Origin of the sequence: Microbacterium koreense (assembly GCF_042677105.1) — a bacterium.
Classification (GTDB): Bacteria; Actinomycetota; Actinomycetes; order Actinomycetales; family Microbacteriaceae; genus Microbacterium; species Microbacterium koreense.
In genome coordinates, this window is the sequence record NZ_JBHTIM010000001.1 from 999,940 (window position 1) to 1,011,746 (window position 11,807).

10 protein-coding genes are annotated in these 11,807 nt (G+C 68.0%); 7 read left to right on the plus strand and 3 right to left on the minus strand.

Annotated features, from left to right (window positions below):
- Nucleotides 1–1,166: 1,166 nt before the first annotated feature.
- From ACFQZV_RS04610 to ACFQZV_RS04620, 3 genes are read right to left on the minus strand one after another with little or no spacing between them, the layout of a single operon-like run.
- Nucleotides 1,167–1,637 (minus strand): nuclear transport factor 2 family protein, encoded by a 471-nt coding sequence (locus ACFQZV_RS04610; RefSeq protein ID WP_378753289.1) that lies wholly within the window; start codon nt 1,635–1,637, stop codon nt 1,167–1,169.
- Nucleotides 1,634–2,677 (minus strand): TIGR03617 family F420-dependent LLM class oxidoreductase, encoded by a 1,044-nt coding sequence (locus ACFQZV_RS04615; RefSeq protein ID WP_378753287.1) that lies wholly within the window; start codon nt 2,675–2,677, stop codon nt 1,634–1,636. The genes ACFQZV_RS04610 and ACFQZV_RS04615 overlap by 4 nt, the downstream gene beginning before the upstream one ends.
- Nucleotides 2,674–3,861: an acyl-CoA dehydrogenase family protein gene (locus ACFQZV_RS04620; protein ID WP_378753285.1), complete on the minus strand. Its 1,188-nt coding sequence runs from the start codon at nt 3,859–3,861 to the stop codon at nt 2,674–2,676. The genes ACFQZV_RS04615 and ACFQZV_RS04620 overlap by 4 nt, the downstream gene beginning before the upstream one ends.
- Nucleotides 3,862–3,973: 112 nt before the next feature.
- Here ACFQZV_RS04620 and ACFQZV_RS04625 point away from each other — a divergent pair, with 112 nt between their 5' ends.
- The 7 genes from ACFQZV_RS04625 (at nt 3,974) to ACFQZV_RS04655 (ending at nt 11,801) form a co-directional block, all read left to right on the plus strand.
- A complete protein-coding gene (locus ACFQZV_RS04625) occupies nt 3,974–5,359 on the plus strand; it encodes a hypothetical protein (RefSeq protein ID WP_378753283.1) in 1,386 nt (461 codons plus the stop codon).
- Entirely contained in the window at nt 5,359–6,543 is a 1,185-nt protein-coding gene (locus tag ACFQZV_RS04630; RefSeq protein ID WP_378753281.1) for an acetyl-CoA acetyltransferase, read from the plus strand. Before ACFQZV_RS04625 ends, ACFQZV_RS04630 begins: the two co-directional genes overlap by 1 nt.
- A gap of 85 nt (nt 6,544–6,628) precedes the next feature.
- Nucleotides 6,629–7,237: a TetR/AcrR family transcriptional regulator gene (locus tag ACFQZV_RS04635; protein WP_378753279.1), complete on the plus strand. Its 609-nt coding sequence runs from the start codon at nt 6,629–6,631 to the stop codon at nt 7,235–7,237.
- An 89-nt stretch (nt 7,238–7,326) separates the two neighbouring features.
- Nucleotides 7,327–8,427, plus strand: coding sequence for an acyl-CoA dehydrogenase family protein (locus tag ACFQZV_RS04640; RefSeq protein ID WP_378753277.1), 1,101 nt, complete (start codon nt 7,327–7,329; stop codon nt 8,425–8,427).
- 31 nt (nt 8,428–8,458) lie between these two features.
- Nucleotides 8,459–9,328, plus strand: a complete 870-nt coding sequence (locus ACFQZV_RS04645; protein ID WP_378753275.1) for a MaoC family dehydratase — start codon at nt 8,459–8,461, stop codon at nt 9,326–9,328.
- Nucleotides 9,321–10,517 (plus strand): ABC transporter substrate-binding protein, encoded by a 1,197-nt coding sequence (locus tag ACFQZV_RS04650; protein ID WP_378783270.1) that lies wholly within the window; start codon nt 9,321–9,323, stop codon nt 10,515–10,517. Before ACFQZV_RS04645 ends, ACFQZV_RS04650 begins: the two co-directional genes overlap by 8 nt.
- Before the next feature lie 93 nt (nt 10,518–10,610).
- On the plus strand, nt 10,611–11,801 hold the full coding sequence (locus ACFQZV_RS04655) for an ABC transporter substrate-binding protein (RefSeq protein ID WP_378753271.1): 1,191 nt from the start codon (nt 10,611–10,613) through the stop codon (nt 11,799–11,801).
- Nucleotides 11,802–11,807 lie beyond the last annotated feature (6 nt).

Here is an 11,807-nt window from a genome sequence, read left to right on the forward strand (position 1 = left end):
GATCATGAGTGTCCTCGGTCGGCATCATTGACGGTGATCCGACTGTAGAGCAAGTGCTTGATCTACGCAACGCGCGGGGCTCGAGAGCACCCCGATGCTTGCCTCACGGCCGCCGTGTGACACGGTCGAGCGTGTCAAGCATCCGCTCGACAGCCGCGCGACGATGCGATCGCCGGCAAAGGGAGAGCTCGGATGACACGCGGGGAGACGCTTCAGATCGCTCGTGGGTTCATGGATGCCCTCGACGCCAACGACGCGGAAGGCGCGCGATTATGGCTGGCGCCGGGCGCGACGTGGTGGGTCGACACGGGCCCGACCGGGCGGCGGGATGATTCGGCCAAGACCGGCGAGCGCCACTGGCCCCTGCACGGCGACATGGACGCCCGTGAGACGGCCGACCCGCCGGCAGGGGGGGGCGCCGTGGGTTCGCCGGCGGTGACGTGGCGGTGCTCGAGGTCGCCAGCGGCGGGATGTTCCCGGGCGAGCGCCCGTACCGGAATCGGTAGTGCTTCGTCATCCGTGTCGCCGACAGCCGGGTCGCTCAGGTGCGCGAGTATCTCGACACCCGCCATGCGGCATCCGTCTTCGAGGGCCGCAATCTCGACCGCCGCACCGACCTCGACCGCCCGCCGTTCCCCGACGCCGCCGATCGGCCGACCGGGAAGGGGGGCGACCATCGGGGATCAGGATCAGGATCAGGATGCGGCGGCGGGCGTGGGGCGAGCGCTGACGGCGGCGATCACGGCGGCGGATGAGGAAGCGTTCCGGGCGCTGTCCACACCGTATGCCAAGTGGTGGGCCGACGGCGGAGCGGACCTCCGGTGGTCGGACCCCGAAGGGGCCGTCGACGAGGTCCCCGAGATGCTCGTCGTCGGGAAGGTCCTCGTATCGCAGCGCGCCGCGCGCATCCCCGGACTCCGCGAGTCCTACCACGACGGCCTGCGGATCGACGCGCCGGATCGTCGTCGACGACGACGCGCGGCGTCCGGACCCGTGTGCGTCGAGGGCGTGAGCGAAGGGCGCCGCGCGCGAAGGACCGCATCCATCAGAATCGCTACGCCTTCGTGCTGCGCCTCGATCCGTACGGGCTCATCCGAGAGGCACGCGAGTACTGCGACACGCAGCACGCCTTCGACGTCTACGAACTGCCGCTCTGAGGCCGCGCGTCACCTGGGCTCTGGCCTCGCATAGCGCTCGAAGCGGTCGGGGAGGGCCTCGGAGGTCGTCGTCTTCGCTCCGGCGGGCCTGACCCGCCGGGCCGCGATGCGCCACCGGTCGCCGTCGTCGACGAGCTCGTCCTCGTAGCATCCCCACACGTGGAAGTGCGCGTCGCCGCTGTCGTGGAACGCGTAAACGTACGTGATGGTCGTCGCGCTCGCCGCGTCCACGCGCAGGTAGTTGATCGTGGAGACGTGATGGCTTGTGGCGGTGTACTTGCCGGTCGCGGCGACGAAGAGCCCGCGCAGATTGCCCCGTCCCTGAGTCACATTGCCGTGGCCGTAGTCGAAGGTGGCGTCGATCGTGAAGAGATCGGCCAGCAGGTCGATGTCGCGGCGGTCCACACCCCGGCTATAGGCGTTCAGGGTGTCGGCGATCTCCGCCCTTGCCACCATCTGCTCGGGTGTCACTCTGCTCATGCGCGTTTCTCCTCGGGGTGCGCGGCGGGCTCGTCGTGGAAGCGCGCGAGGATCTCGGCGAGCCGATCGGAGTCGTCCACGGGCCACCCGAAGTACGACGAGACCCGGTCGACCCGGCCGCCGAAGCGCTCACGGCAGAGATCGGGCATGTCCTCCGGACGCCCCGTGAGGGCGATGGCATTCAGCAGACCGTCGTCGATGAGGTCGGCCATGTCAGCCCATCTGCCCTCGCGCGACAGCGATTGCAGCTCCGGCTGGAGGTTCTCGTACCCGACGCTCTCGAGCACCTTCACGTAGGCAGGCGTCGAGGCGTAGAAGGCGATTTGCTCGCGTGTCTTTCGGGCTGCGGCATCCCGCTCCTCCTGCGTATCGCCCATGACCATGAAGAGGGGCACGTAGAGCTCGACGGCGTCGCGTTCCCGACCGGATGCCGACAGGCCACGCTCCACCGCGGGGAGCGTCACCTGGTCGAGGTATCCCGTCGTCGTCATCCCGTGGAGGAGGAGGCCGTCGCAGAGCTCCGCGCCGAGCGCCGTCATGCGCTCGCCGACGGCGGCGATCATGACGGGGATGCGATGGTCGTGGTGGTGCGGAGTGAACACGGGCGTCATGAGCGTGTGCTGGTAGATCGGGCCGCGGTAGTCCAGTCTCGTGCCGTCTCGCCATGCCGCGAAGATCGCGTCGAGCGCCAGCAGGTAGTCGCGCATGCGGGTCGCGGGCGCCGACCACGGCATCGAGAAGCGACGCTCGATGTGCGCCTGGATCTGGCTCCCCAATCCGAGGACGAACCGCCCACCCGACATTCCGGCCAGGTCCCATGCGGCGTAGGCCGCCGACATCGGGTTGCGCGCGAACGCGACGGCGATCGCGGTTCCGACCGTCAGCCTCGAGGTGCTCAAGAGCGCGGCCTGGGACTGCAGGAACGCATCCGTCACGCTCTCGCTCGCCCAGACGGCATCGAAGCCGCGCGCTTCCGCCGTCGCAGCGAGGGGACCGCACTCCGCCCCCGACGCGCCGATGAGGCCCATATCGATCTTCATCGCGCATCCTTCGGAAGGTTGAGCACTCGCTCGCCGATCGTGTTCTTGAGGATCTCGTCCGTGCCGCCGCCGATCCGCAGGCCCGGGAGCCCGAGCGTCAGTTCCGACCACGCGTACGTACCCCATTCGCCCGTCTCCGCGACATGGCCCGCCTGCAGGATGTCGGAGGCGACGTCGCTCATCTGGGTGAGCAGGTCCGTCGTGAGGAGCTTGGCGAGCGACAGCTCGGGGCCCGGTGCGCCATCGCCGAGGAGGCGCTCTGTCGTGAGCCTTGTCGCCCACGCCCGGACGACGACGTCGGCGACGGCGTCGCGGGTGCGGTCATCGACGGGATCCTGCGACGTGCGCGCGAGATCGACGAGGCGCTCGACGAGGGCGTCGTCGACGCCGACCTCCCGCCCGATCGCGGACCTTTCATTCAGGAGCGATGTCACGACGACCTTCCAGCCCGCGTTCACGTCGCCGATGCGGCGAGAGTCGGGCACGTAGACGTCGGTGAGGAAGACCTCGTCGAACGACGCCCCGCCCGTCAGTTGACGGATGGGACGCACCTCGATCCCCTCCGACCGCATATCGAGGAGGAAGGTCGTGAGGCCGGCGTGCTTCGGTGCCTCGGGGTCCGTGCGTGCGATGCACAGTCCGAGGTCGCTGAAGTGTGCGCCTGAGCTCCACACCTTCTGTCCCGTGATCCGCCAGCCGTCGCCGTCGCGGACGGCACGGGTCGACAGCCCGGCCAGATCGGATCCTGCGCCCGGCTCGCTATAGAGCTGGCACGCGATGAGCTCGGCGGTGCGAAGATGCGGGAGGAACTCAGCCTGCTGCGCGGGCGTCCCGTGCTCGAGGAGAGTGGGGGAGAGGGTGGAGACGCTGAAGCGGAGATACCCGTCGTCGGGGAGGACGAAACCCGCTTCGAGTTCGCGCACGATCTCGGCATAGGCCGCGGGAAGAGCGCGTCCGCCGTACGCCGCGGGGCCGTCGACCCAGGCGAGGCCTCTCTCGGCGAGGTGCGCGCGGTAGCGCCGAAGGGCGTCCAGCTCCTCCGCCTCACCTTCGGATCGCTCGGCGACGACCGAAACCCGGTCGTCGCGCAGGCCGTCTGCGTCGTCGGCGACGCGGCGTGCGGCGAAGGCGGCGATCGCCGATTCCACCTCGCTTCGGAACTCCGTCTCGCTCACGCTCGTCATGGTCCTCCCTCGGGCAGTCCGTTCTGCCATCGGTTGCGTTCCCGTGATGGTGTTCGTATGCTAGCAAAGCAAGTGCTTGATTTAAACGTCTTTACCCAACGGAGGGAGTGCCGTGGTCGGCATTGAGAGCTACAGCGCCTACGTGCCCGCACCGCGGCTCGACCTGGCCGAGGCGTCGACCGTCATGGGCGCACGGGCCAAGGGGCGACGCCCGGTCGCATCCTTTGACGAGGACACTACAACCATGGCGGTCGACGCGGCACGCCCCGCGCTCCGCGGCTCGAGCGCCGTTGGCACTCTGTGGTTCGCGACCAGTCGGCCGGCCTACCTCGAAAAGTCCAACGCGACCACGGTCGCCGTCGCCTCCGGCCTCCCCGACTCCGTCGGCGCATACGACGTCGGCGGAGCGCTCCGTAGCGGCATCGGAGCGCTTCGCGCGGGCCTCGACAGTGGCTCCGCGCTCGTCGTCCTGAGCGACATCCGCTACGGGCTCCCCGGCTCGAGCGACGAGACGGCCGGATCGGACGGGGCCGCCGCCTTCGTCGTCGGCGACGACCCCATCGCGGAGCTCGTCTCCGAGGCATCCGTCACGAGCGAGTTCCTCGAGCGCTGGCGCGAACCCGGCGCCGTGCGCACGCGCACATGGGAGGAGCGTTTCGGCACGGAGGAGTACGTTCCTCTTATGCAGCGCGTGGCGCAGGAGGCACTCGATCGGGCGGGTCTGGATGCAGCGCGCGTCGACCACGTCGTCATCAGCGTTCCGCACGCACGATCCGGTGCCGTCGTGAAGAAGGGCTTCGCACCCGAACAGCTCGCCGCGGCCGCCTCCGCAGGGGTCGGCTTCGCCGGCGCGGCCGATGTTGGTCTGCGATTGAGTGCCGTCCTCGACGCCGCCGGTCCCGAGCAGACGGTGCTCGTCGTGACGGCCGCGGACGGCGCCGACGCCGTCGTCTTCCGCACGACTCCCCGGCACGCGCGGCGCGAGCGCGACGGAGTCGCCGACTCCCTCGCCGGCGGCTACGGCGTCTCGTACGGCGACTTCCTGAACTGGCGCGGGCTCCTCCCGCGCGAACCGGCTCGTCGACCCGATGTGCGCCCTCCCGTGCCTCCCGCATCCCGGCGCAGCGCCGGGTGGAAGTTCGCCTTTGTCGCAGGTGAGTGCACGTCGTGCGGGTACCGCAACCTCCCGCCCCGTCGCGTGTGCCTGCGGTGCTCTGCGACGGACGGCTTCCGCTCCGTCTCCATGGTCGATGTGCCGGGCCGGGTCGCGACATTCACTGACGACTGGCTGTCGGAGTCGGTGCAGCTGCCCGCCAAGGTGGTCGCGGTCGACTTCGAGGGCGGCGGCCGATTCGAGTTCGAAATGGCGGATGCCGTGGGCCGGGCATTCGAGATCGGCGACCGCGTCCGCGCGACGTTCCGCCTGGCCGGCGTCGGCGGCAATGGTGTACGCAACTACGTGTGGAAGGTCCGCCCGTTCGATAAGGAGGACGACTGATGGGAGCACACGCGCTCAAGAATCCCGTCGCCATCGTGGGGATGGCGTGCACGCGTTTCGGCGAGCACTGGGATCGTGACGTCGACGACCTGCTCGTCGAGGCGACGCACGGAGCCCTCGCATCGGCGGGAGGGCTCGACGTGCAGGACATCGACGCCTTCTGGCTCGGTTCGATGGTCTCGGGCGTCTCCGGGCTCACGCTGACGAGGCCGCTCAATATCCATCACAAACCCGTCACGCGGGTCGAGAACATGTGCGCGACAGGATCGGAGACGATCCGCAATGCATGCTTCGCCGTGTCGTCCGGCGCCTATGACGTCGTCATGGCAGTCGGCGGCGAGAAACTCAAGGATGCCGGATACTCGGGCCTCGAGATGCCGAGCATCCCGAACGACGGCACCCCGGCCGTCCTGAGCGCACCCGCGATGTACTCGATGATCGTGCCGGCGTACGCGCAGCGGTACGGCGTATCTGAGGAGCGAGTCAAGGAGGCGATGACACACATCGCTTGGAAGAACCACGGCAATGGTGCTCTCAATCCGCGTGCGCAGTTCCGCAAGGAGATTTCGAAGGAGACGATCGCCGCGGCGCCCGCACTCGCGGGGAACCTCAGTGTCTTCGACTGCTCCGGCGTCGCCGACGGCGCCGCGGCGGCCATCATCGTGCGGGCCGAGGACGCCCTGAAGTACACGGACCGCCCCCTTTATATCCACGCTCTAGCACTCGACGCGGGAGCGGGCACCGGCAGGCACGACAGCGACTACGACTACTCCGACCTGTCGGAGGCGGCCGTCTCGTCGCGCCAGGCATACGCGCAGGCGGGCATCACGGACCCGGCATCCCAGATCTCGCTCGCCGAGGTGCACGACTGCTTCACTCCCACGGAGCTCGTGCTTATGGAGGAGCTCGGCTTCTCCGCGCGGGGTACGGCGTGGAGCGACGTGCTGGATGGTCGGTACGACCGTGGTGGGGCGCTTCCCGTCAATGTGGACGGAGGTCTCAAGAGCTTCGGGCACCCTGTTGGCGCCAGCGGGCTGCGGATGATGTTCGAGATGTGGCTGCAGTTTCGCGGCGAAGCGGGGGACCGTCAGGTCGTTGCGCCGAAGTACGGGCTCATCCAGAACCAGGGGGGAAGTCCGGGTGAGCTCGTCAGTGCCGTCACGATCGTCTCCGGAGCAGCGTGAGCGTTCGGTATTCCACCGGAGTGTCGGCGCGTGGCTCGGAAAGTCTTTGTCAGAATTCGGACAAGTGACAGATAGGAAGCGCACCGTGACAACGACCCGTCGCCGCTCGACCGGTTCTCCCGCGGGTGTCGCGCGCAAAGAGGTTATCCTCCGGGCAGCAGCGAAGGTCTTCGCCGAGAACGGCTTCTCGGTCGCTACGGTGCGAGATGTTGCCGACGCTGCGGACATGCTCTCGGGTAGCCTCTACTACTACTTCGACTCGAAAGAGGCGATCGTCGAGGAGGTTCTCATCGAGTACCTCGACCGTCAGATCCGTGCTTACGAGCGGGCTCTTGATCAGGCCGAGGGGCCTGTCGATCGAGTCGAGCGATTCGTCGCAGAGGCGCTTCGGGGCATAGTTACTCACCGCGAGCACCTGACGATCCTCCAGAACGACTGGCAGTACGTCGGTCCCATGCCGGGGATCCTCGAACGACAGCGCCACATCGAGCAGATCTGGCTGCGGACCATCCAGGACGGAATGGACAGCGGCGCTTTGCGCGCTGACTTCGATTCCCGCATGGTGTATCGCACCATAATGGGTGCCGTGCAGGCCGTCATCCGCTGGTACGATCCGCGCGGTCGTGTCAGCATCGACGACATCATCGATATCCAGACCTCCATCCTCCTCGACGGCGTGCGCCGGTCGAGCTGAGATGTCCCCTGCCCATGAGGGCATCAGCGAAAGCCGACTCTCCGATTACAAGCAAGCGCTTGTTTCGGGATAGAGAGGAGAACCCAATCGTGTTCCCGCACATCAGCCCGGATCTGACGCCGGTTTTCGCCCGGTTCGTCGACGAGCGCAGCCCCTGGGAGACGAGCCGCACCGGAGGCGCGGAGCGCCCCGCCCTCTGGGCGGCCCTCGTCGACGAGGTCGGCGCTGCCGGCCTTCTCGTCGACGAGGACCACGGCGGCCAGGGCGCAACCCTCGTCGAGCTCGCATCGGCCGTCGCCGAGACAGCGCGATGCGGGTGGTCGGGTCCCCTCGTCGCCACCGCCGGTGTCGCCGTCACCCTCGCGCAGTCCGTCGACCCGGATGACGGCTCGGGGCTTCTCGCCGCGATCGCCGGAGGCGATCTCACCACCGTCGTGGCCTTCCACGAGGACTCGCACGGCGCGTCGCTCGACACGAGCGTGCGCGCGACATCGTCCGCCTCGGGTACCGTCCTCGACGGCCGCAGGACCTTCGTCGACAGCGGAACACATGCCGATGTCCTGCTCATCCCCGCGGTCGATGCCGACGGTGTGCTCGTCCTCGCGCGCGTCGAGGCGAAGGCGTCTGGCATCACGCGGACAGCGATGGACGCCGTCGATCCAGGCCGGGGACTCGCGACGGTCGATCTCGCGCACGTCGAGGCCGAGATCGTCGCGCGTGGCGACGGCGTCGAGCAGGCGGTACGCGACGCTTGGCTGATTGGGGCACTCCTGACGAGCGTCGATCTGCTCGCGGCATCCGAGCGGGCTATCCGCCTTTCTCTTGACTACGCCCGCATCCGTGAGCAGTTCGGGCGGCCAGTCGCGTCCTTCCAGAGCATCAAGCACAAGCTCGTCGATATGTGGGGCGACCACCAGACGGCTCTCAGTGCCGTCCACACGGCGGTCGCTCTCGCCGCCGATCCGGACACTCGGCCCGTCGATCGGCGGTTCGCCGTGTCGGCGGCGAAGGCGCGGGCCGGGGATGCCGCTCTCCACGTGCTGCGCGAATCCGTGCAGGTGCACGGCGGCATCGGCTTCACGTGGGAGCACGAGGTGTCCCACCACTTCCGCCGCGTCGTGACCGGCCGAAACCTTTACGGAACGCCCGCGCACCACCGTTCTCTAGTTGCCGTGTCACGCGGCCTCTGACCCCCGGCATCCAGAAAAGACGGAGGACCTCATGGCTCTCGATCCCTCTCGCGTCGGTCTTGTGACCGAGACTCAGCGTGTTCGATGGAGCACGACGGAGTCGCTGCTCTACGCCCTCGCCGTCGGAGCCGGCCAGTCGGATACACTCGCCGAGCTGTCGCTCACGACGGAGAACACTGCGGGGGTCGCGCAGGAGGTGCTCCCGAGCTTCGCCGTCGTGCTCGGCTTCGGCCGGGGCCTTCCCGACATCGGCGTGTACGACCCCACGCGGGCGGTGCACGCGGAGCAGAGCATCGAGGTCGCGGCACCGTTGACGCCGGAGGGCGAGGCCGACGTGTCCACGACCGTCACCGAGATGTGGGACAAGGATCCGCACGCGATGGTGTGGACGGAGACGGAGTTGCGGGAGCCCAGCACGGAGCGGATCATCGCTCGCACGCGGACGGGCGCGTTTCTCGGCGGCGCGGGCGGATTCGGCGGGGAGCGGGGGCCGAGCACTTCGTGGGCGACGCCGGACCGCGCGTCGGACGCGGACATCGCGTTCGCCACGCGTCCGGATCAGGCACTGCTCTACCGTCTCACAGGCGATCGCAACCCGCTGCACTCCGACCCGGCGTTCGCGGCGCGAGGAGGGTTCGAGCGGCCCATCCTCCACGGGATGTGCACGTACGGGTTCGCGACGAGACTGCTGCTCGCGGAGCTCTGTGGAGGGAGCGTCGCACGATTCCAGCGGATCTCGGGCCGCTTCGCACGACCGGCCTACCCCGGCGATCCGATGCGACTCCGCGCGTGGCGCGATGACGAAGGGGCGGCGTTCCAGGTCGTGACGCATGATGGCGAGGTCGTGATCGATCGCGGCCGTCTGGATCTGCAGACCGCGGAAGAATCGCGCGATGAGTGAGGAAATGATGATGAAGAGTTTGAAACGGAATCCTGTCCGGCGCCTCTCGGTCGTCGCGACAACGTCGATGGCCGTCGTGCTTGCCGCGTGTGCACCAGGCGCCGCAGAACAGGATGCCAACGGCGCCAACGTCTACTCGGTCGTCGCTCCTCTCGTCCAGTCTGGTCCCGGAGCCTTCGCCGGGGTTCCGGTCGCGCAGGGCATCGAACTGGCGATCGCTGAGGTCAACGAGTCCGACTTCCTCGGCGGCGGTTCGACGATCGAGGTCGAGTTCGTCGACACGGCGGGCGATCCCGCGAAGGCGATCGCCGCCTATCGTGAAGCGGAGGCATCGGGCGCCGCGGGAGTGCTGTGCTGCACACTCGGCGGCGAAGCGGGCGCCCTGCAGCCTCTCCTCTCCGACAGCACGCTCCCGGGCGTCGTGACGGTGTCGATTCTGGACGGCCTCGCCGACCCGCCCCACCTGTTCCGTCCCTTCGAGGTGCCGTCGGCACCCGGAGGCACGTACGACGAGTTCCTCGACGCGGTGTTCGGCGGCGGGGAGTACTCATCGGCTGTCATGGTGGTCAACAACGACAACGACGCGATGGTGCAGGACTCGTCGATCTACGCGGACGGCCTCGAGCGCAACGACGTCGAGCTGCGCGGGACCATCGAGGTGCCGGTAGTGGAGACGTCGTACGTCGGGCCGGCGACGCAGATCATCGATCTCGATCCCGATGTCGTCATCGCCAGCACGATCGGGTCGTCGACGGCCAATCTCGCCAAAGCGCTCCGTGAACGGGGCTTCGACCGGCCGATCGTCTCGAATGTCGGTGCGGACAGCCGTGCAGCCTACGATGCGTCCGGTGGCGCGATGGCTGGCACGATCTTCCCCACGCCTTTCCACGCGGACTACCCCGTCAACGACCTGGGTTCATCCTTCTCCATGGCGTACGAGGCCGAGTACGGATCGGCCCCTGACATGTTCGCCGCACAGGGATATACGGCCGCGTGGCTGCTCGCCACGGCGATCCTCGATGCGGGCTCGGGAGACCCGGCCGCGGTCGGTGAGGCGCTCTCGTCGATCGACGAGCAGGAGAGCGTGTACGGCCGGATCACTTATCGAGGCGGGCAGGCCGAAGTCGAAGAGCCGGCACTGCACCTTGTGTGGGGGGAGGCGGAAGATCTTCAGCTTCTCGCACCCTAATCGTTAGCGAAGGGCATTGCGCCCGTCTCGCGCTCATGTCAAAATCAAGTGCTTGCTTCACATGACCGAGCACAACCCGAAGAAGGGACGACGATGTTCCAGTTCACCACCACACGCCGAATGCGGAGGCGAGGCCTCGTTGCCGTGGTCGCCGCAGCATCGCTGGTCGCGCTCGCCGGATGCGCTTCCGACGATCAGCCGTCCGGGGAGGGCAGCGAGGCCGTCGAGTACGTCGTCGGCTTCCCCGCGATCCTTTCCGGCCCCGCGGCCTTCGCCGGCGTCCCGATCGCCGACGGAGCGAAGCTCGCCGTCAAGGAGATAAACGAGAGCGGCTTCCTCGGCGAGGGATCCACGATTGACCTCAAGATCGACGACATCAAGGGTGACCCCGCCCAGGCGATCGCCCTGTTCAACCAGTACGCGGCCGACGGAGCCTCCGGCATCCTGTGTTGCGGACTCTCGTCGGAGGCCGGCGCGCTCGCGCCCGTCATCACCGACAAGTCCACGCCCGCCGTCGTGACGTCCGCGATCCTCGCGGGTCTGGCCGACCCGCCCTACATCTACCGGTCGGTCATCCTGCCGTCGGAGCCGGGTGGCATGTACGACCAGTTCGTCGACGCCATCGTCCCGGGCGAGGACATCAAGACGGCCGTCGTCGTCGTGACCGCCGACAATGACGGCATGGTCGGCGACGCGAAGGTGTGGACGGAAGCGCTCGAACGCAACGGCGTCGAGATCCTCAAGACGATCGAGACATCCGCGGCCGACACCAACTACACGCAGGCCGCGACCGAGATCGAAGCACTGAACCCCGACGCCGTCATCGGCTCGACGCTGGGAACGCCGTCTGCGCTCCTCGCGAAGTCCATGCGCGAGCGCGGCTACGACCAGCCGTTCCTCACGAGCTACGGCGTCGACAGCGAAGAGCTGTTCACGACATCGGGCGGTGGCCTGGAGGGCACGATCTTCATGTCGCCGTTCCACGCCGGGTTCAACACCAACGAAGAGGCCGTCACGTTCGTCGAGGCCTATGAGGCCGAGTACGGCGAGATTCCCGACATGTACGGCGCGCAGGGGTACACCGCGATGTGGCTCCTGGCCCAGGGGCTGAAGGCCGCAGGTGACCCGGACCCGCAGAAGGTCGCGGAGACGCTCGAGGGGATCACGTCGCAGGACTCGGTCTACGGCCCCCTCACCTACAGCGGCGGACAGGCGAGCCTCGACGGCCCGGGTGTCTACCTCGTGTGGCAGGCGGACGGCACTCTCGAGGAGTGGAACGACTGAGAGTGA